This window comes from Streptomyces resistomycificus (genome assembly GCF_001514265.1).
Lineage (GTDB): Bacteria > Actinomycetota > Actinomycetes > Streptomycetales > Streptomycetaceae > Streptomyces > Streptomyces resistomycificus.
This window is the reverse complement of the sequence record NZ_KQ948990.1, coordinates 932,052-951,633: the sequence shown is the minus strand read 5'-3', so window position 1 is coordinate 951,633 and position 19,582 is coordinate 932,052. Positions and strand designations below refer to the sequence as shown.

The 19,582-nt window shown below is 70.9% G+C and carries 20 protein-coding genes and 1 pseudogene; 12 read left to right on the top strand and 9 right to left on the bottom strand.

The window, feature by feature from the left end; translation table 11 throughout:
• Window positions 1-92 precede the first annotated feature (92 nt).
• The 5 genes from AQJ84_RS14325 (at window position 93) to AQJ84_RS14305 (ending at window position 5,326) form a co-directional block, all read left to right on the top strand.
• Entirely contained in the window at window positions 93-1,028 is a 936-nt protein-coding gene (locus tag AQJ84_RS14325) for a coiled-coil domain-containing protein (RefSeq protein ID WP_030042653.1), read from the top strand.
• Window positions 1,029-1,287: 259 nt separating this feature from the next.
• Window positions 1,288-2,244, top strand: coding sequence for an ATP-binding cassette domain-containing protein (locus AQJ84_RS14320; RefSeq protein ID WP_030042654.1), 957 nt, complete (start codon window positions 1,288-1,290; stop codon window positions 2,242-2,244).
• Between the two features lie 2 nt (window positions 2,245-2,246).
• Window positions 2,247-3,017 (top strand): ABC transporter permease, encoded by a 771-nt coding sequence (locus tag AQJ84_RS14315; RefSeq protein ID WP_030042655.1) that lies wholly within the window; start codon window positions 2,247-2,249, stop codon window positions 3,015-3,017.
• Window positions 3,018-3,128: 111 nt separating this feature from the next.
• Window positions 3,129-4,460, top strand: a complete 1,332-nt coding sequence (locus AQJ84_RS14310) for an ABC transporter ATP-binding protein (RefSeq protein ID WP_053191698.1) — start codon at window positions 3,129-3,131, stop codon at window positions 4,458-4,460.
• Window positions 4,457-5,326: an ABC-2 transporter permease gene (locus tag AQJ84_RS14305; protein ID WP_030042656.1), complete on the top strand. Its 870-nt coding sequence runs from the start codon at window positions 4,457-4,459 to the stop codon at window positions 5,324-5,326. The genes AQJ84_RS14310 and AQJ84_RS14305 overlap by 4 nt, the downstream gene beginning before the upstream one ends.
• Before the next feature lie 11 nt (window positions 5,327-5,337).
• Here the strand turns inward: AQJ84_RS14305 and AQJ84_RS14300 are convergent, their stop codons facing one another.
• Window positions 5,338-5,679 (bottom strand): hypothetical protein, encoded by a 342-nt coding sequence (locus AQJ84_RS14300; RefSeq protein ID WP_053191699.1) that lies wholly within the window; start codon window positions 5,677-5,679, stop codon window positions 5,338-5,340.
• Between the two features lie 222 nt (window positions 5,680-5,901).
• On the opposite strand from AQJ84_RS14300, the gene AQJ84_RS14295 reads away from it, so the two are divergent.
• Entirely contained in the window at window positions 5,902-6,930 is a 1,029-nt protein-coding gene (locus AQJ84_RS14295) for an LLM class flavin-dependent oxidoreductase (RefSeq protein WP_030042658.1), read from the top strand.
• 83 nt (window positions 6,931-7,013) lie between these two features.
• On the opposite strand, the gene AQJ84_RS14290 is transcribed toward AQJ84_RS14295, so the two are convergent.
• Window positions 7,014-7,406 (bottom strand): SCO5389 family protein, encoded by a 393-nt coding sequence (locus tag AQJ84_RS14290; RefSeq protein WP_030042659.1) that lies wholly within the window; start codon window positions 7,404-7,406, stop codon window positions 7,014-7,016.
• Between the two features lie 246 nt (window positions 7,407-7,652).
• Here AQJ84_RS14290 and nucS point away from each other — a divergent pair, with 246 nt between their 5' ends.
• Window positions 7,653-8,324 carry an endonuclease NucS gene (gene nucS, locus AQJ84_RS14285; RefSeq protein WP_030042660.1) on the top strand — a complete coding sequence of 224 codons (672 nt, stop codon included), beginning with the start codon at window positions 7,653-7,655 and terminating at the stop codon, window positions 8,322-8,324.
• A 73-nt stretch (window positions 8,325-8,397) separates the two neighbouring features.
• Here the strand turns inward: nucS and AQJ84_RS14280 are convergent, their stop codons facing one another.
• From AQJ84_RS14280 to AQJ84_RS14270, 3 genes are all read right to left on the bottom strand, one after another.
• The gene (locus AQJ84_RS14280) at window positions 8,398-10,941 is read right to left on the bottom strand and encodes an ATP-binding protein (protein ID WP_053191701.1); all 2,544 of its coding nucleotides are present in this window, start codon (window positions 10,939-10,941) and stop codon (window positions 8,398-8,400) included.
• A gap of 256 nt (window positions 10,942-11,197) precedes the next feature.
• Entirely contained in the window at window positions 11,198-11,521 is a 324-nt protein-coding gene (locus tag AQJ84_RS14275) for an STAS domain-containing protein (protein WP_030042662.1), read from the bottom strand.
• A 151-nt stretch (window positions 11,522-11,672) separates the two neighbouring features.
• Window positions 11,673-12,521, bottom strand: a complete 849-nt coding sequence (locus AQJ84_RS14270) for a 3-hydroxyacyl-CoA dehydrogenase family protein (RefSeq protein WP_030042663.1) — start codon at window positions 12,519-12,521, stop codon at window positions 11,673-11,675.
• 426 nt (window positions 12,522-12,947) lie between these two features.
• Here AQJ84_RS14270 and AQJ84_RS40855 point away from each other — a divergent pair.
• A pseudogene (locus AQJ84_RS40855) lies at window positions 12,948-13,186 on the top strand (ABC transporter permease); the annotation flags it as partial.
• 13 nt (window positions 13,187-13,199) lie between these two features.
• Complete coding sequence (locus AQJ84_RS14260; RefSeq protein ID WP_030042665.1) at window positions 13,200-13,772, top strand: cob(I)yrinic acid a,c-diamide adenosyltransferase; 573 nt, start codon at window positions 13,200-13,202, stop codon at window positions 13,770-13,772.
• A gap of 6 nt (window positions 13,773-13,778) precedes the next feature.
• Here AQJ84_RS14260 and AQJ84_RS14255 read toward each other — a convergent pair whose 3' ends face one another.
• Together AQJ84_RS14255 and AQJ84_RS14250 are read right to left on the bottom strand one after the other, a co-directional pair.
• Entirely contained in the window at window positions 13,779-13,976 is a 198-nt protein-coding gene (locus tag AQJ84_RS14255) for a DUF5708 family protein (RefSeq protein WP_030042666.1), read from the bottom strand.
• Complete coding sequence (locus AQJ84_RS14250; protein WP_030042667.1) at window positions 13,973-14,554, bottom strand: hypothetical protein; 582 nt, start codon at window positions 14,552-14,554, stop codon at window positions 13,973-13,975. The genes AQJ84_RS14255 and AQJ84_RS14250 overlap by 4 nt, the downstream gene beginning before the upstream one ends.
• Window positions 14,555-14,706: 152 nt before the next feature.
• Between AQJ84_RS14250 and AQJ84_RS14245 the strand changes: the two genes are divergently transcribed.
• The 3 genes from AQJ84_RS14245 to AQJ84_RS14235 all read left to right on the top strand — a co-directional run bounded on the left by AQJ84_RS14245 (window position 14,707) and on the right by AQJ84_RS14235 (window position 18,531).
• The gene (locus tag AQJ84_RS14245; RefSeq protein ID WP_053191703.1) at window positions 14,707-15,903 is read left to right on the top strand and encodes a sensor histidine kinase; all 1,197 of its coding nucleotides are present in this window, start codon (window positions 14,707-14,709) and stop codon (window positions 15,901-15,903) included.
• A 34-nt stretch (window positions 15,904-15,937) separates the two neighbouring features.
• Complete coding sequence (locus AQJ84_RS14240; RefSeq protein WP_030042668.1) at window positions 15,938-16,579, top strand: response regulator; 642 nt, start codon at window positions 15,938-15,940, stop codon at window positions 16,577-16,579.
• A gap of 128 nt (window positions 16,580-16,707) precedes the next feature.
• Window positions 16,708-18,531, top strand: coding sequence for a glycoside hydrolase family 18 chitinase (locus AQJ84_RS14235; protein ID WP_053191705.1), 1,824 nt, complete (start codon window positions 16,708-16,710; stop codon window positions 18,529-18,531).
• A 5-nt stretch (window positions 18,532-18,536) separates the two neighbouring features.
• Here AQJ84_RS14235 and AQJ84_RS14230 read toward each other — a convergent pair whose 3' ends face one another.
• Entirely contained in the window at window positions 18,537-18,983 is a 447-nt protein-coding gene (locus AQJ84_RS14230) for a DUF2550 domain-containing protein (RefSeq protein ID WP_030042671.1), read from the bottom strand.
• A 151-nt stretch (window positions 18,984-19,134) separates the two neighbouring features.
• On the bottom strand, window positions 19,135-19,509 hold the full coding sequence (locus AQJ84_RS14225; protein WP_030042672.1) for a F0F1 ATP synthase subunit epsilon: 375 nt from the start codon (window positions 19,507-19,509) through the stop codon (window positions 19,135-19,137).
• Window positions 19,510-19,582 lie beyond the last annotated feature (73 nt).

The following is a 19,582-nucleotide window of genomic DNA, read 5'->3' as shown; positions in this document are numbered from 1 at the left end:
TCCAGATCAAACACGCATCCGCTCGATGACACACCGCTCAGGCCCCTAGGATTCCACCTATCACCTCACCGGTCTCATTCGACAGGAACCCCATGAGCGACACTTCCCCCTACGGCTTCGAGCTTGTGCGGCGTGGGTACGACCGCGCTCAGGTGGACGAACGGATCTCGAAGCTCGTCTCCGATCGTGACAGCGCTCTCGCCCGCATCACCGCTCTGGAAAAGCGCATCGAGGAGCTCCACCTCGAGACGCAGAACGCCCAGGCCCAGGTAAGCGACGCCGAGCCGTCGTACGCCGGTCTCGGCGCGCGTGTCGAGAAGATCCTCCGCCTCGCCGAGGAAGAGGCCAAGGATCTGCGCGAGGAGGCCCGTCGCGCGGCCGAGCAGCACCGCGAGCTCGCCGAGTCGGCGGCCCAGCAGGTTCGCAACGACGCAGAATCGTTCGCTGCGGAGCGCAAGTCCAAGGCCGAGGACGAGGGCGTCCGGATCGTCGAGAAGGCCAAGAGTGACGCCTCGCAGCTGCGCTCCGAGGCACAGAAGGACGCCCAGTCGAAGCGTGAGGAGGCCGACGCCCTCTTCGAGGAGACCCGCGCCAAGGCCGCGCAGGCCGCCGCCGACTTCGAGACCAACCTCGCCAAGCGTCGCGAGCAGTCGGAGCGCGACCTCGCGTCCCGTCAGCAGAAGGCGGAGAAGCGCCTCGCGGAGATCGAGCACCGCGCGGAGCAGCTTCGTCTGGAGGCGGAGAAGCTGCGCACGGACGCCGAGCGCCGCGCCCGCCAGACCGTCGAGACGGCGCAGCGCCAGGCCGAGGACATCGTGGCCGACGCCAACGCCAAGGCGGACCGCATCCGTTCGGAATCCGAGCGCGAGCTGGCGGCGCTCACCAACCGCCGCGACTCCATCAACGCCCAGCTGACGAACGTGCGCGAGATGCTCGCCACGCTCACGGGCGCCGCGGTGGCCGCCGCCTCCACGCCGGCCGACGACGAGCCGATCTCCCGCGGGGTCCCGGCCCAGCAGTCCCGGTAACCGTCCCGGTCGTCGAGTGAAGTAGCGCGACAGCGGCCCGCGTTCCCTCCCGGGGACGCGGGCCTTTGTCGTGCCTGGCTCAGGTGACCAGCGGCAAGCAGGGTTTCCGCCGGCAGCCCGTGCGGTCTGTCCGTGGTTGCCCCGGGCCCCGGCTCGCGGCCGCGCTGCCGGCCGGCTTTCGGCTTTCTTGCCGCTCTCGTCGGTCTCCGTTTGCCCATTCGGGTGGCATCGGCCGAAAGCGGGTCCTAGCGTGGGTCGCATGATCGAGCTCGAGGGGCTGACCAAGCGGTACGGCGAGAAGGTGGCGGTCAACAACCTGACCTGCACGGTCAGACCGGGCATCGTCACGGGTTTCCTCGGGCCCAACGGCGCCGGCAAGTCGACGACCATGCGGATGATGCTGGGGCTCGACCGGCCGACCGCCGGGGACGTCCGTATCGACGGCAAGCACTACGACCAGTTGACGGACCCGCTCAAGTACATCGGCGCCCTGCTGGACGCCAAGGCCATGCACGGTGGCCGCAGCGCCTTCAACCACCTGCTGTGCCTGGCGCAGAGCAACGGCATCCCGAAGCAGCGGGTGCACGAGGTGCTGGACACGGTGGGCCTGACCGCGGTCGCGAAGAAGAAGGCCAAGGGCTTCTCGCTCGGCATGGGCCAACGGCTCGGCATCGCGGGGGCGCTGCTCGGCGACCCGCGGATCCTGATGTTCGACGAGCCGGTCAACGGCCTCGACCCCGAGGGCATCCACTGGATCCGCAACCTGATGAAGTCGCTGGCGGCGCAGGGGCGGACCGTGTTCGTCTCCAGTCACCTGATGAGCGAGATGGCGCTGACCGCCGACCACCTGGTGGTCATCGGACAGGGGCGGCTGCTCGCCGACACCTCCATGGCCGACTTCATCGCGCAGAACTCGCGGTCCTACGTCCGTATCCGCACTCCGCAACGCGAGCGACTGCTCGACGTCCTGCACAGCGCCGGGATCACCGTCGTGGAGACCGGCAACGGCGTGCTGGAGGTCGACGGCGACAAGTCCGCGCAGATCGGTGAACTCGCCGCGCAGTACCAGATCGTGCTGCACGAGCTGAGTCCCCAGCAGGCCTCCCTGGAGGAGGCGTTCATGCAGCTGACCGCGGAGTCGGTCGAGTACCACGCACACTCCGACACGCCCTCCGCACCGCAGCCGCAGTGGGGCGACGGCTGGAAGGGGAACTGACCATGGCGGCGCTCCAGGTCGTACGGTCCGAATGGACCAAGATCCGGTCGGTGGCGTCCACCGTGTGGACGCTCTCGCTGGCCGTGGTGGTGACCATCGCCCTCGGCATGCTGATCTCGGCCCTGTCGAAGAACGAGTTCGACAACATGAGCCGCAACGACCGGCTCTCCTTCGACCCGACGTTCATCAGCTTCGCCGGCATGAGCCTGGGCCAGCTCGCGATGATCGTGTTCGGCGTGCTGGTCGTGTCGAACGAGTACAGCACCGGCATGATCCGCACCTCGCTGGCCGCCGTACCGCGGCGCGGCACGTTCCTGGCCGGCAAGATCGCGGTGGCCACCGCTCTCGCGCTCGTCGTCGGCATGGCCACGAGCTTCGTCGCCTTCTTCCTCGGGCAGGCGATGCTCGGCGAGCACAAGGCGTCGATCGGCGACTCCGGGGTGCTGCGCGCGGTGATCGGCGGCGGTGTCTACATGACCCTCATCGCGGTGTTCTCGATGGGCGTCGCCGCGATGCTGCGCTCACCGATGCTGTCGCTGGGCATCCTGATGCCGTTCTTCTTCCTGATCTCCAACATCCTGGGCAACGTCGACGCCACCAAGAAGATCGGCCGGTATCTGCCCGACCAGGCCGGTAGCAAGATCATGCAAGTGGTCACGCCGATCGACGACGACACTCCGTACGGCCCCTGGGGCGGTCTCGGGATCATGGCGCTGTGGGTGGTCGCCGCGCTGCTCGGCGGTTATGTCCTGTTGAAGAAGAGGGACGCGTAGGGTTCCGTTCTTTGCTTTCATTTGAGCGGAACCGTCAGCGCCCGGATAAGCTCCTAACCCTTACGGGGGGCGTGTGCCCCGCTGTCCTGAACCTTGCGATGGGTGCGGAGCATGATCGAGGCAGTCGGCCTGACGAAGCGCTACGGCGACAAGACCGCTGTGTACAACCTTTCCTTCCAGGTGCGGCCCGGCGCGGTCACCGGCTTCCTCGGGCCCAACGGCTCGGGCAAGTCGACGACCATGCGGATGATCCTCGGGCTGGACAACCCCACCTCGGGGCAGGTGACGATCGGCGGCTACCCCTACCGCAAGCTGCCCAACGCGCCCCGCCAGGTCGGCGCGCTGCTCGACGCCAAGGCCGTGCACGGCGGCCGGGCCGCCCGCAACCACCTGCTGAGCCTGGCCCAGCTGTCCGGCATCCCGGCCCGCCGGGTCGACGAGGTGCTCGGTGTGGTCGGCCTCCAGGACGTGGCGAGAAAGCGCTCCAAGGGCTTCTCCCTCGGCATGGGCCAGCGCCTCGGCATCGCCGCCGCGCTGCTCGGCGACCCCCAGGTACTGCTGTTCGACGAGCCGGTCAACGGTCTCGACCCCGAGGGCATCCTGTGGGTGCGCAACCTCATGAAGGCGCTCGCGGCGGAGGGCCGTACGGTCTTCGTCTCGTCCCACCTCATGAGCGAGATGGCGCTGACCGCCGACCACCTGATCGTGATCGGGCGCGGCCAGCTGCTCGCCGACATGAGCATCAAGGACTTCATCTCGGCGAACTCCGCCGACTTCGCGCGGGTCCGTACGCCCGACGCCGATCCGCAGCTGCGCGAGAAGCTGTCGTCCGCGCTGGCCGAGGCCGGCGGGCACGTGATGCCCGAGCAGGACGGCGCGCTGCGCGTGACGGGGCTGGCGCTGCCGCGCATCAGCGACATCGCGCACGACACCGACGTACGGCTGTGGGAGCTGTCGCCGCACCAGGCCTCGCTGGAGGAGGCGTACATGCGGATGACGCAGGGCGCCGTCGACTACCGCTCCACCATCGACCAGAAGTCCGGGCTCCAGCAGCCGCTGCCGCCGGGCGCGCAGCCGCCGATGCCGGTGCCCGGACAGGGCCAGCCGGGCTGGTACGCCCCGCCGCCGCCCCAGCCGGGCGGCCAGCCGTTCGCGCCGCAGGGCGCGCCGGTGGCGCCGGGGTACCCCGGCGCCCAGGGACAGCCGCCGGCCGGGCCCTACGGCGCCCCGGCCCCGGGTGCCGGTGCGCCCAACCCGTACGCCCAGCCGGCTCCCGCCGCCCCACAGGCCCCACAGGCCCCGCAGGCCCCGCAAGCCCCGCAAGCCCCGCAAGCCCCGCAAGCCCCGCAAGCCCCGCAGGGACAGCCTCCGGCCGCGCAGCCCGCCGCGCCCGCGGCCGCCGCCCCCTCCTCCGACCTGACCAAGCCCGAGGACGCCCGATGAGCACCCCGCAGCCCCCGATGCCGCAGGCCGCTGCCACCTGGCAGGCGGCGCCCGGACCGTCGAACGCCACGTACACCTCGCCGATCCCGGTCGTGCGCACCCACCTCGGGCACGCGATCGCCTCCGAGTGGACCAAGATCCGGTCAGTGCGCTCCACGATGTGGACGCTCGGCGTGTTCGTGCTGCTCGTCATCGGCATCGGCCTGGCGACCGGCGCGCTGGTCGCCGCCAACTCGGCGCCGGAGAGCCTGGCGGGCGAGAACCCGCTGTCGTTCGGCTTCTTCGGGCTGCTCCTGGGCAGCATGTGCGTCAGCACGCTCGGCGTGCTGACCACCGCCTCGGAGTACGGCACCGGGATGATCCGGACCACCATGGTGGCCTGCCCCTCGCGCGGCCGGGTCCTCGCGGCCAAGGCGATCGTGTTCTTCTCGGTCGCGTTCGTGGTGACGCTGGCGTCGGCCGTGATCGTCGCGATGGCGGACGTAGCCATGCTGGACGGCGCGAGGGAGCCGTCCGGCGAGGAATGGCTGAAGGGCACGCTCGGCATCTCGCTCTACGTCGCGCTGCTCGGCCTGCTCTCGCTGGTGGTCGGCTCGATCATCCGGCACTCGGCGGGCGCGATCACCATCATGATCGGCCTGGTGCTGGCCCCGCTGGTCATCGCGCTGTTCATGTTCTCCGAGTCGCTGGAGGACCTGCGCGAGGCCCTGTTCGAGTACTCCATCCCGAACCAGCTCAGCGTCTTCTACTCCAACTCGCTCACCGAGACGGGCCCCTCCGGCTGGGACCCGCTGTGGATCGCCCTGGGCGTCACGGCCGCCGCGTTCGCCGGCGCCGTCGCGCTGCTGGAGAAGCGGGACGTGTAAGCCCCCGCTCCTCAGAACCTCGGCGCGTTACGGGACCGCTGCACCCGCGTGGTGCGGCGGTCCTTCGCGTTCCAGCACGCCTTGTGCCAGTGGCGGCGGTCGTCGACGCCCGCGTGGTCGGGCCAGGCCACCACGTGCGGGACGCCGTCCGGGATCAGCTGCTCGCAGCCCGGGCAGCGGTACGCCTTGCCCTGGGCGCTCGCCCCTGCCACATGACGCACGTTCCACTGGTCGCCCCGCCAGTCCTCGGCGGACTGGAAGCCGCCGTAGCGGCCGGAACGGTCGTCCTCGGCGCTCCGGCCGGACGAGCCTGACGAACCAGCTCCCTTGGGTCGGTTGCGACGCGGGGACACGGGACACCTCACGGGGCTATACAGGAAGCACGGGCCGCGTCCAGCCTACGCGGCGTGGACAGGGGTACGCGTAGGGCACCAACCCCCACAAGTCCCCCTCCCCTGCGACCCATTCTGCAGACAATCCGCAAATCCCTTCGCCAGGCCGTGTCCTCGGCACGTGTCAGACGGTTATGCCGGGTGGGGGAGCTCCGCGTCGGAGCCAAGGAAGCAGGAAGAGCGATGCACGTAGGTAGTTTCGTGTTGGCGGCCCAGTTCCCGGGGCAGGGCCAGGGGGAGGCGCTGCACCGCGCGGTCCGCTCGGCCGAGGTGGCCGAGGAGGCCGGGCTGGACGCGGTCTGGCTGGCCGAGCACCACTTCGTGCCGTACGGCACGTGTCCCTCGGCGATCACCCTGGCCGCGTTGCTGCTGGGCCGCACCCGCCGGATCCGGGTCGGCACCGCCGTGAGCGTACTGCCCACCACCCACCCGGTGGCGCTCGGCGAACAGGCCGCGCTGCTGCACATGACGAGCGGCGGACGCTTCTCGCTGGGCGTGGGGCGCGGCGGCCCGTGGGTCGACCTGGAGGTGTTCGGCTCGGGTCTGGAGGCGTACGAGACGGGGTACCCGGAATCACTCGATCTGCTGGTGCGCTGGCTGCGCGAGCCCTCGGTCGCGGCCTCCGGCGAGCGCTTCACCTTCCGTGAAGTCCCCGTCGTGCCACGGCCGTCCGAGTCGCTGACGGAGACCGCGGGCCCCGAGGTCGTCGTCGCCTGCACCTCCCCGCAGAGTGTGCGGCTGGCCGCCGAGCGCGGGCTGCCGATGCTGCTCGGGATGCATGTCGGGGACGAGGAGAAGGCCGAGATGGTCGCCCTGTGGCGGCGCCTCGCGCGCGCGGCCGGGCATCCGCCGGAGCAGGTCCTCGACGCCGGCCATGTGTCGGCCGGGGTCTGCCAGATCGCGGACCGGCGTACGGACGCGGTGGAGACGCTGACGAAGGCCATGCCTGGCTGGCTGAAGCAGGGGCTCGGCGCCCACGTCACGGTGGACGGCCGGGAACGCCGGATGCGCGACCCGCTGGCGTACACCGAACTGCTCTGCGGACTGCACCCGGTGGGACCCCCGCGGCTGTGCGCCGACCGCCTCGCCGCGACCAGCGAGCGGACCGGCGTCTCCCGCTTCGCCCTGCTCACGGAGGGCTCGGGGGATCTGGCGGCCACCGAGGAGAACATCCGGCGGCTGGGCACCGAGGTCCTCCCGCATCTCGGCTGAACGGCCCTGTCCGGCAGGGAGCTTGCCGCCCCGGTACTGATGCACCTCCCGCGTACGGAGCGGCAAGCAAGCGGCTCACCGCCTCAGCAGTCCCGCAGCTCCGGGGACTGGTTCAGCAGCTGGTTGCGTGCCGAGGTGAAGCGGGCGAGCGTCTCGTCGACGGAGGAGTCCAACGGGAACACCGCGAGCCGGTGGCAGTTCTGGAATGCCAGCCGTACCCCGAAGTGCCGCTGCAGCGCGCCGCGTATCGCGTCACTCGCAAGCGCACGCAGCAGCTGACCGCGTGCCTGCTCGTCCGGCGGGGGCGTCTGGTTGTCGGCGAACTGACCGCCGTCGACCTTCAGCTGGGCCACCAGGGAGCTGACCATCTCCCATGCGTAGGGCAGGGAGGTCCGGACGCAGTCGACGAAGGCAGCTTCGTCGACCTCGCCTCGCTCGGCCTGTTCGAGTAGGGCCGGTGAGACGTCGAGCGACATGGGTTCTCCTCTCGCACCCCCGACGTCGTCAGGGGTTGCCGGACAGAAAAGGGAGTTCGCGATACCGAACACGCTGCGTGCACAACTCGCGACCTCCCGTTTACTACGGTAAGCAACGGACGGTGACGGCACCAGGAGAATGCGTACATAGCCAGGCCTCATTAGGCACACAATCGGCCACAACCGAACAGGGGTTTTCCGGGCCGAATCGCGTGCACCTCTGCCCGTCGAGTAGCGTTGCCGACCATGCGTCTCGTCATCGCCCGATGCTCCGTCGACTACGCGGGCCGGCTCACCGCCCATCTCCCCTCGGCCCCCCGGCTGATCCTCGTGAAGGCGGACGGCAGCGTCTCCATCCACGCGGACGACCGGGCCTACAAGCCCCTGAACTGGATGTCGCCGCCCTGCACGCTGAAGGAGGGCTCCGGCGAGGATGAGGGCGTCTGGACCGTCATCAACAAGGCGGGCGAGAAGCTCATCATCACGATGGAGGAAGTTCTCCACGACTCCTCGCACGAACTGGGCGTGGACCCGGGCCTGATCAAGGACGGCGTGGAAGCACACCTTCAGGAGCTCCTCGCCGACCGCATCGAGACCCTCGGCGAGGGCTACACGCTCATCCGCCGCGAGTACATGACGGCGATCGGGCCGGTCGACATCCTGTGCCGTGACGCCGAAGGGCAGACCGTCGCGGTCGAGATCAAGCGGCGCGGCGAGATCGACGGTGTCGAGCAACTCACCCGTTACCTGGAGCTGTTGAACCGCGATCCCCATCTCGCCCCGGTGCGCGGTGTGTTCGCCGCCCAGGAGATCAAGCCGCAGGCCCGCGTCCTCGCCACGGACCGCGGCATCGGCTGCACGGTCCTCGACTACAACGCGATGCGGGGCATCGAGGACGACAAGCTGCGGTTGTTCTGACGTCACCACGACGCGCGAGGGCCCGGTCCGACCGTTCGGACCGGGCCCTTCCGCGTCACTTCCGCAGGGGCGTTCAGATCACCGGCTGTGCACCGCTCGGCGAGCCGGCCTCGCTGGTCGCCGGGGCGGCGGAGCTGGTGGTCTGCACCGGGGAAGAGGCCGGTCCGCCGGCCGAGTCGGAGGTCGTCGGGGTCGGGTCGTCCGTCGGGGTGGGCGGCTCGGTCTCGGTGGGTGTCGGCGTCGGGGTCGGGCTCGTCGACGTCGTCGGCGGTTTCGTGGTCGAGGTCTGCGAGGGCTTGGGCGACGTCGACGGCTTCGTGGCCGACGGCTTCGGCGAGGTCGACGTACCACTGCTCGGCCCCTGGGTGCCGCTCGGGTCGTCGGAGGGTTCGGCCGGGCCTGTCGGCGTCGGGTCGTCGGACGTGCCGTAGGTGCCGTCCGGGCCGGGGTCGGTGGGCCGGCTGGTGGCCGCGCCGGTGTCGCCGTTGCCGTCGTCGTTCTTCGGGACGTCCGCGCCGAGGCTGCCGTCGTTCAGGCCCTGGCTGGCGGACGGGTTGACGCCGACCTGGTCGGACGGGTTGGTGGGGTCGTTGTCGGAGGTGGCGCCGAGGGTCACAACGGTGCCGAGTACGGCCACGAGCAGGGCGCCCGCGCCGGCCGCCACGAGATTGCGCCGGGCGAGGCCCCTGAGGCCGCCGCGGGCCTTGTGCGACGTCCCGGGGCCCGACGGGGACGCCGTCTGATAGGTCACCAGCGTGGAGCTGTCGGCGGGCCGCTGGAGCTGGGGGAACGCCACCGGGACGCCGCCGGGGGGCGACTGCGACTCCTCGTACCGGGCGTCCGGCACCTCCTCCCCCGCCGTCGCGGCGAGGGTGCCGAGGCCGGCCACGGTGCCCGAGCGGTCGGAGACGAGGGCCAGGGCGCGGCGGCCCGCGACGGTGCCGCGCTTGTCGGCGAGGGCGCCGCGCAGGCCGATGGAGGCCTCCAGCTCGGCGCGGGCCCGGTCGAGCTGACCGCCGCAGAGCGCGAGGATGCCCAGCTCGTGGTGGAAGTAGGCCTGTTCGGAGACGTCCCCGGCGAGCCGGGAGGCCTCCGCCCCGGAGCGCAGGGCCCGCTCCCAGGCACCCCAGTGCCCGCCCGCGGCGAACGCCGGCGCCGCCGTGCGGGCCAGCTGCACGGTGGGGCTCTCCTCGTCCTCTGCGGGCGGTGTCGTGCCCGGCCCCAGCAGCCCGAGGGCGGCGAGCAGGGCGTCCGCCTCGGCGCACACCCGCTCCGGGGTGACCGAGGGGTGGCCGGCCCACCAGGCGTAGTGCTGGGCGGCGGCCAGGGCGCGGGCCTCGATGCCGTCGCCGTAGCCGGCCGCCTCCAGCTGGGTCTGGACGCCGGCCGCGAGGCGGTAGCGGGAGCCGACCGGGGTCACCAGGCCGCAGGAGGCCAGCTCACCCAGGGCGGCGTCCGCGTGGGTGTCGCCGACCAGGGCGGGCAGGTGCGCCTGGTGCGGCACCTCGCCGCCGAGCGCGACGGCGAAGCGCAGGGTGGCGCGGGCCGAGTCGCTGAGCCGGGAGGCGAGCAGCGGGGCGGGCGCGGCGGCCTCACCGAGCGCGGGCAGCGGCAGGCTCTCGCCGTCGTCCGGGTCGACCGGGTGGTCGAAGGCCGCGTCGGCCGGCACGGCGTCCGCGAAGACACCGAACTCGTCGACGGCGCTGGTGCCGGCCCGCCGGCGGTCGCGCTGCCGCAGCAGCGCCCCGGCCTGGACGAACCGCAGGGGAAGGCCCTCGGACTCGAACCAGAGGTCGCCGGCCCAGTTGGCTTCCTCCTCCGTCAGGACCCGGCCGACGGCTCGCTCCAGGAGCTCCACGCCGTCGGCGCGCTCCAGGCCGCCGAGGAAGACCTCCTCGAGGGCGGAGTCGGCGGACGGGGCGGGAACGTCGGGTGTGGCCGCGACGAGGAAGGCGCACTCGGGCGTGGCGTCCAGCAGCTCGTCGAGGGCGGTGCCGCCGAACTCGACGTCGTCCAGGACGACGACCGCGCCGATCTCACGGACGTGGGAGAGCAGCTCGTCCCGGTCCGGGCGGTGCAGCGGCGCGTTGTGGACGGCGTAGAACAGGTCGTACAGCAGGTCGTCGGCGGTGCGGTGGAAGCCGTTGAGGTGGATCACGCCGTCGGGGGCGAGGTCCGCGCAGTCCCCGGCCACCACGTCGAGGAGGCTGGTTCGGCCGGATCCGGCCGGGCCGGTGAGGCGTACGGAGCGGCCCCGGGCGAGCAGGCGTACCAGCCGCTCGCGCTCCTCCTGGCGGGCCAGGAGCGGCAGCTCGGGGCGGTTCGGGCCGGGCGGGACCGGCGGTCTGGCCGCCCGGGCGATCTCCGCCCGTTCGGCCGCGCCGAGCTTCTCGGGACGGGCGGGGCGCTCGCCCGGAGGGCACACCTCGATCTCGCTGCCGTCGACGGGGTTCACGGTGAGCAGGAAGTCGCCCGCGACGAGCTGCACGGTGCGGGCGAGTGCGGGCGCCTGCTGTCCGAAGTCCGATGTGAGGGAGTCCCTGGGCGGGCGCGGGCGCGGCGCATGACCGTCACCGTCGTGGCCGTACTCCCCGGGCTCCCGGTTGTTCGGGTCCATAGGTTCAAGCCCCCCAAAAGCGTTCGTGTGCCAGCTCCGGCCCCTCCCGGCCTGTTGCACACCGCGCTGTCGCTTCTGGTCCGGGCCCGCTCGAGGGTTGTCAGCAGCGGGCGACCGAACCCTAAACCTTTGCACAGTATCTACGACAGCCCGGGGCCCCGACCCGTCCGAGACGTCACAGCTTCGTGAGGATTGCGCGCGTCGTGTGCTTCGCGAACGGAACGCCCGACTGCCCGCGCCCCACCCGTGCCGGGTGTCACACCCGGGGCAGTGACTCCACCCCGATACCGCCCTCGATCGCCAGGATCCGGTGCAGCCGGGTGGCGACCAGCAGGCGCTGCATCTGCGGCGGTACGCCGCGCAGCACGAGCCGTCGGCCGCAGCGGCCGGCCCGCCGGTGGGCTCCCATGATCACCCCGAGGCCGGTGGCGTCCCAGGAGTCGAGCTCGGACAGGTCGAGCACGAGGTCGCCGACTCCGTCGTCGACGGCCGAGTGCAGGACCGTACGGGCGTCCGCCGCGCTGCGGACGTCGAGGCGGCCCCCGACGACCAGCTCGACGTGGTCGCCCCTGATGAACATATGCGCTCCCCGTGCGTCGTCTCGTGCTCCGCGGAAGTGAAAGGCCGGTGATGCAACCTCTGACTGCGTAGGGCGGTCAGAGGTTGCCGTCTGTAAGCGAACCGATACCGAATTCACCCATGGGTGTGATGCCCCAGGGGCCTGTGCGGTTTCAGTGCTTGTAGAAGCCCTGCCCGCTCTTGCGCCCGATGTCACCGGCGTCAACCATCCGGCGCATCAGCTCCGGAGGGGCGAACTTCTCGTCCTGGGATTCGGTGTAGATGTTGCTGGTGGCGTGCAGCAGGATGTCGACGCCGGTGAGGTCCGCCGTGGCGAGGGGGCCCATGGCGTGGCCGAAGCCCAGCTTGCAGGCGAGGTCGATGTCCTCGGCGGTGGCCACGCCCGACTCGTACAGCTTCGCCGCCTCGACGACGAGCGCCGAGATGAGACGGGTGGTCACGAACCCGGCGACGTCCCGGTTGACGACGATGCAGGTCTTGCCGACGGACTCGGCGAACTCCCGGGTGGTGGCGAGGGTTTCGTCGCTCGTCTTGTAGCCGCGTACCAGCTCGCACAGCTGCATCATCGGGACCGGGGAGAAGAAGTGGGCGCCGACCACGCGCTCCGGGTGCTCCGTCACCGCCGCGATCTTGGTGATCGGGATGGCGGAGGTGTTGGAGGCGAGCACGGCGTCGGGCCGCACGATCTTGTCGAGGGCGCGGAAGATCTCGTGCTTGATCTCGAGCTTCTCGAAGACGGCCTCGACGACGATGTCCGCGTCGGCGACGGCGTCCAGGTCGGTGGTCGCGGTGATCCGGGCGAGGGCGGCGTCGGCGTCGTGCGCCTCGAGCTTGCCCTTGCCGACGAACTTGTCGTACGAGGCCTTGATGCCGTCGGTGCCACGCTTGAGCGCTTCGTCGGTGACGTCCCTGAGGACGACGTCCCAGCCCGCCTGCGCGGAGACCTGGGCGATCCCGGAACCCATCAAGCCGGCGCCGATGACGGCAAGCTTCCGTGCCACTGTTGCGACTCCCCTTTGAAACGCCTTACACCCTGTTTAGCTGCTCTCCGGCGGACCCTAGCGCCAGTGAGGGGCCGTGTGACCGGTAAGTAATGCGCGTCACGTCTCATCTGACGGACATCACACCGGCACGGCTCACTGCTCGCCCCGTACGGCGTAGTTGACCACCCTGTCGCCCAACAGCTCCTCGATGTCGTCGAGAAGCACGAGCACCTCTCGTGACACTTCGTCCGGTTTGCACCTCGAGACCATCTCACAGCCGACGGAGACGAAGACGGTGTGGCGGATCCAGGCGATCTGACCGGTGATCAGACCCGGCAGGGCGTCGGCGGGGTCCGCGCCGGTCTCCTCGCGCAGGGTGGCCTCCAGGGGGTCGCCAATCTCCTGCTGGAGGCTCCACAGCCGGGAGCGCGGCGGCGGCGCGTCCTGGACATGCCGTCCATGCCTGCTGTCCGGCCTGATGCTGCCGATGACCCTGGCCCCGGCCTGGCTGGACGTGCTCTCCCACCTCATGCCGTTCCGCTGTCTGGTGGACGCGGTGCGGGAGACGTACGTCGGCTCCTACACGACCGCTCCCCTGCTGCTGCGGCGTCCTGGTGGCCGTCGGCCTCACCGCGCTGTCCGTGACAGTGGGCACACGGGTCTTCCGGACGGCCGGCGCGTAATTACGCTGGCCTCATGGTCAATCTGACGCGCATCTACACCAGGACCGGCGACCAGGGCACCACCGCCCTCGGCGACATGAGCCGGGTCGCCAAGACCGACCCGCGGATCTCCGCGTACGCCGACGCCAACGAGGCGAACGCGGTGCTCGGCACGGCGATCGCGCTGGGCGGGCTGGACGACGAGATCGTCCAGGTCCTCACCCGTGTGCAGAACGACCTGTTCGACGTGGGCGCGGACCTGTCGACGCCGGTGGTGGAGAACCCGGAGTTCCCGCCCCTGCGGGTCGAGCAGTTCTACGTCGACAGGCTGGAGGCGGACTGCGACCGCTTCAACGAGCGGCTGGAGAAGCTCCGCTCCTTCATCCTCCCGGGGGGAACCCCGGGCGCCGCCCTGCTCCACCAGGCCTGCACCGTCGTCCGGCGTGCGGAGCGCTCCACCTGGGCGGCGATGGAGGTCCACGGCGAGACGATGAACCCGCTCACCGCGACCTACCTCAACCGTCTGTCCGACCTGCTGTTCATCCTGGCGCGCACGGCGAACAAGGAGGTCGGGGACGTCCTGTGGGTGCCGGGCGGGGAGCGCTGAGGCGCCCTAGCGGGACGCGGTCGACGTGCGGGCCGCCTGGTACAGGCCCGTCACCAGGAGCGCGCCGCCGACGCACATCAGGACGACGCCGACCTTGGTGAGGGTGACCACCGGGACCTCCACTCCCCCGGCGAACAGCCACAGCGGCAGGCCGGTGCCGAAGGTGGCGGCGCCTTCCAGCAGATTCCTCGACGCGCGGCTCATCGGCTGACGCTCTCCTTCCGGGGTTCGTCATGGTGCGGCTGTCCGGTGGGGGCCTTGCGCGGCCAGACGGTGTACGACAGGGCGATCAGGCCGTAGATGCCGACCGTGCGAAGGGCCACCCACTGGAAGGCGCGCAGGGAACCGACGTCGCCGGAGTCTCCGACGTACCAGACGGCGAGCTGGAGCAGGGCCAGGGCCACCGCGCCCCCGTACACCGCCCGCAGCCACAGCCGGGCCTCGTGGCGCGCGCGGGCGCGGCCGTAGCGGGGCGGCTTCGGCGGGGGCGGGGCGCCGCCCAGGCGGTGGGCGGCGTGGCCGTCGAGCCAGCGGATCGTGTAGTGGCCGAAGGCGACGGTGTAGCCGATGTAGAGCGCGGCCAGCCCGTGCTCCCAGCCCGGTTCGGCACCGTTCTTCAGGTCGATCGCCGTGGCGACGAACAGGACCAGCTCCAGGACGGGCTCGCACAGCAGCAGCACCACACTGGTCCGGCGCCACTTCAGCAGGTAGCGGACGGCCAGGCCCAGTGCCAGCAGCACCCAGAAGCCGACCTCGCAGGCGATGATCAACGTGACGATCACGGTTCGCTCCTCTCGGTCACCCTTCCAGGCTTCCGTGCCGGGCCCGCGGGATCGTCGTCGGCGGTGACGAAGTGCCGGTACATCGAAAGATGCAGTTCGGGACCGTTCGCGCGAAGCACGCGTCGGGCGCGCGGGCCGTGTTGGATGGAGTCATGGCCCTGCGACTCCCCCGCCCGCACCGCTTCGACGTGTACGTCGCGGCAGGTGGGCTGTCCGGTGGGCTGCTCCTGTGGGGCATCGGACTGGGCACCCGGCCGGCCGACGAGCCCATCGTGCTGCTCGACGGCCGCTGGCCGATCCTGCTGCCGTTGTTCGTGATGGCGGGCTGCGAGCTGCTGCGCCGCGTCGCCCCGCGCACGGCGCTGATCGTCGGCACGCTCACCCTGACGCTGGACACCCTCACCCAGGGCAACGTGGCGACGGTGCTGATGTACACCGACCTGATGTACGCGGCCGTGCTGTACGGTCCGCCGGCCTCGGCCCGCCGCATCCCCTGGATCACCGGGCTGCTCACGGTGGCCGGCACGCTGGTGCCGTTCGCGGTGTGGCGGGTGCCGGAGGCCCTGCTGATCGGTGTGGTCATCGGCGTGGTGGCGTTCGGGCCCGCCGCCACCGGCTGGATCGTCCGCAACCACCGCGACGCCGCCGACGCCGCCCGGCTGCGGGCCGAACAGACCGCGCTGCTCGCCGAGATGGACCGCGTCCAGGCGGTCACGGCCGAACGGGCGCGGATGGCACGGGAGTTGCACGACATGGTCGCCAACCACCTCTCCGCCATCGCCATCCACTCCACCGCCGCGCTCTCCCTGGACGACCCGGACACCTCCCGGGAGTCGCTCGGCGTCATCCGCGAGAACAGCGTGGCGGGCCTCGCCGAGATGCGGCGGCTGATCGGGATCCTGCGTGACGGCGACGACGAACCGGCCGCGACCCCCACCCTCGAAGGACTCCCCGCACTCGTGGAGGGCGCCCGCGCCAACGGCCTCGACGTCACCCTCGACGCCGGCCACGTCCAGGTGCCCGCGCCGGTCGAACTCGCCGCCTACCGCATCGTCCAGGAGTCCCTCACCAACGCCCTCAAACACGCCTCCCCCGGCCGGGTCACCGTGACCCTCACCCAGCGCGGCGGCGACCTGACCGTCACGGTGACCAGCCCCTACGGCGGCCACGACGGGCCGCGCGCCCCCGGCTCGGGCGCCGGACTGGTCGGGATGCAGGAGCGGACGGCGCTGCTGGGCGGCACCTTCGAGGCCGGCCCCGTGGACGATCCCGGGTCGGCGGACGGCAAGATCTGGACCGTGCGCACCACGCTTCCCGTGTCCGACACCGAGCGGACGGATCCCGCGTGAAGCCGGACGGACCGCGCACGAAAGGGGAACCCGCATGATCCGAGTCCTCGTCGCCGAGGACCAGTCCGCCGTCCGGGCCGGACTGGTCCTCATCCTGCGCAGCGCGTCGGACATCGAGGTGGTGGGCGAGGCCGCGGACGGCGAGCAGGCGGTGACGCTGGCGCGCGAGCTGCGGCCCGACCTCGTGCTGATGGACGTTCAGATGCCGCGTCTGGACGGGGTGTCGGCGACCCGTCAGGTCGTCGCGGAGGGCCTGGCCGACGTGCTGGTGCTGACCACCTTCGACCTCGACGAGTACGTCTTCGGCGCGCTGCGGGCGGGGGCCGCCGGGTTCCTCCTCAAGAACACGGAGGCGAGGGACCTGCTGGAGGCCGTTCGCGCGGTGGCGCGGGGCGAGGGCCTGATCGCGCCCGCCGTGACCCGGCGTCTGATCGCCGAGTTCGCGGCGAAGCCCGTACGGCAGCCCGCGGTCGACCCCTCGGTGCTGGACGCGCTGACCCGCCGGGAGCGCGAGGTGCTGTCCTGCCTCGGTGAGGGAATGTCCAACGCCGACATCGCCGGCCGTCTCGACATGGCCGAGGCCACCGTGAAGACGCACGTCAGCCGCCTGCTGGGGAAGCTGGAGCTGCGCAGCCGGGTCCAAGCGGCCGTGCTGGCACAGGAATTGGGCATCTGAGGTCCACAAAAGGGGCACTGCTCCAGTAGTGGTCCAGACCTATTGACCTATGGTCCAGACCTTTCTATTCTCGCGGCACCGTGGGCGTGAAGGCTCAGTCGCGCCCCCAGATCCCGAGGAGGCGCAGCATGCGCTTCAGACACAGAGCCGCGGCAGGGTTCGCGACACTGTTGCTCCCCTTCGCCGGCCTGGTCGGCCTCGCGAGCCCCGCCCAGGCCGCGACGTCCGCCACCGCCACCTACACCAAGGCCTCCGACTGGGGCACCGGCTTCGAGGGCAGGTGGACGGTGAAGAACACCGGCACCACCTCCCTCAGCTCCTGGACCGTCGAGTGGGACTTCCCCTCCGGCACGTCCGTCACCTCCGCCTGGGACGCCGACGTCACCTCCTCCGGCACCCACTGGACCGCCAAGAACAAGGCCTGGAACGGCACCCTCGCCCCCGGCGCCACGGTCTCCTTCGGCTTCAACGGCTCGGGCTCCGGCTCACCGTCCCACTGCAAGCTGAACGGCGGCAGTTGCGACGGCACCTCGGTCCCCGGCGACGCGGCCCCCTCCGCCCCCGGCACCCCCACCGCCTCCGACGTCACCGACACCTCGGTGAAGCTGTCCTGGAGCGCGGCCACCGACGACAAGGGCGTCAAGAACTACGACGTCCTGCGCGACGGCGCCAAGGTGGCGACGGTGACCACCACGTCGTACACCCACACCGGCCTCACCGCCGGCACCGACTACTCGTACACGGTCCAGGCCCGTGACACCGCCGACCAGACCGGCCCGGTCAGCGGCGCGGTGGCGGTGCGCACCACCGGCGGCACCACCGACCCGCCGCCCACCGGTGACAAGATCAAGCTGGGCTACTTCACCGAGTGGGGCGTCTACGGCCGCAACTACCACGTCAAGAACCTGGTGAGCTCGGGCTCCGCGTCCAAGATCACGCACATCAACTACGCGTTCGGCAACGTCAAGAACGGACAGTGCACGGTCGACGACACCTACGCCGCCTACGACAAGGCCTACACCGCCGACCAGTCCGTCAGCGGCGCCGCCGACACCTGGGACCAGCCGCTGCGCGGCAACTTCAACCAGCTGCGCCAGCTGAAGGCCAAGTACCCGCACATCAAGGTGCTGTACTCCTTCGGCGGCTGGACCTACTCCGGCGGCTTCGCCCAGGCGGCGGCCAACCCGGCCGCCTTCGCCAAGTCCTGCAAGGCCGTCGTGGAGGACCCGCGCTGGGCCGACGTGTTCGACGGCATCGACATCGACTGGGAGTACCCCAACGCCTGCGGTCTGACCTGTGACACGTCCGGCCCCGCGGCCTTCAGGAACCTGATGTCGGCGCTGCGCTCGGAGTTCGGCTCCACCTACCTGGTCACCGCGGCCATCACCGCCGACGGCTCCTCCGGCGGCAAGATCGACGCGGCCGACTACGGCGGCGCCTCCGCGCACCTCGACTGGTACAACGTGATGACGTACGACTACTTCGGCGCCTTCGACAAGGACGGTCCCACCGCCCCGCACTCGCCGCTCACCTCGTACGCCGGCATCCCGGCCGCGGGCTTCAACTCCGCCGACGCGATCGCCAAGCTGAGGTCGAAGGGTGTTCCGTCCGCCAAGCTCCTGCTCGGCATCGGCTTCTACGGCCGCGGCTGGACCGGCGTCACCCAGTCCGCCCCCGGCGGCACGGCGACCGGCGCGGCGCCGGGCACCTACGAGGCGGGCATCGAGGACTACAAGGTGCTCAAGACGTCCTGCCCGGCCACCGGGACCATCGCGGGCACGGCGTACGCGCACTGCGGAAGCAACTGGTGGTCCTACGACACGCCCTCGACGATCGCCGGGAAGATGACGTGGGCCAGGAACCAGGGCCTGGGCGGCGCGTTCTTCTGGGAGTTCAGCGGTGACACCGGCAACGGCGAGCTGGTGACCGCCATCGACAAGGGCCTTAGGTAGGACGCCTAAGCCACATTGACGCGCTGACCGGGCGGGGCTGCCTCGAGCCACGCGAGGAAACCGGTCAGCGCGTCCTCGCTCATGGCGAGCTCGAGACGCGTGCCCCGGTGCAGACACGTGAGGATGACGGCGTCGGAGAGCAGCGCCAGCTCCTCCTCGCCCTCGGGCAGCCGACGGCCGGCCACCTCGATGGCGGAACGCTCCAGAGTGCGGCGTGGGCGATAGGCGTACGAGAAGACGCGGTACCACTCGACCCGGTCACCGTTGTAGCGGGCGACGCCGTAGCTCCAGCCCTTGCCGCTGGTGTCCGTTTTCTCCGGCACGTCCCAGCGCAGGCTGCAGTCGAAGGTGCCACCGGAGCGCTGGATGAGCCTGCGGCGCAGACCGAAGACGAACAGCCCCAGCGCCACCAGGGCCACGACCAATCCGCACACAGTCAGAGCGAGGACCATCGACACCGACCTCCTCGTTCTCCTCGGTTACGGATTTCTCGGTAACGGAATGGAAAAAACACCCACATCTGCCTCAGCCGCGACCGGTACCGGATCGCTCCGGTTCCAGCCGCGGCTGAGTGACGTCATCGCGTGACGCGTCGGCGCTGGTTCAGCTCGCCGCCGCGGCACGCAGTCGTACGTCCGCCCGGCGCTCGGCGGTGGCGTCGCCCTCCGCCTTCGCGCGCTCGAGCTCGCGCTCCACGCGCTGGACGTCGATCTCGTCCGAAAGCTCGGCGATCTCGGCCAGCAGCGACAGCTTGTTGTCGGCGAACGAGATGAAACCGCCGTGCACCGCGGCGACGACCGTCGCACCTTCACTCGTACGGATGGTCACCGGGCCCGACTCCAGCACACCGAGCAGCGGCTGGTGACCGGGCATGACGCCGATGTCGCCGGACGTGGTGCGCGCGACGACCAGGGTGGCCTCGCCGGACCAGACCTCTCGGTCGGCCGCGACCAGCGCGACGTGCAGCTCAGCAGCCAAGGTGGCTCCTCGGGTCACCACCCGGCGGTTTGGCCGGGTGTTGGTTACAAGTCTAGTGGGCGTACGAAGAGGG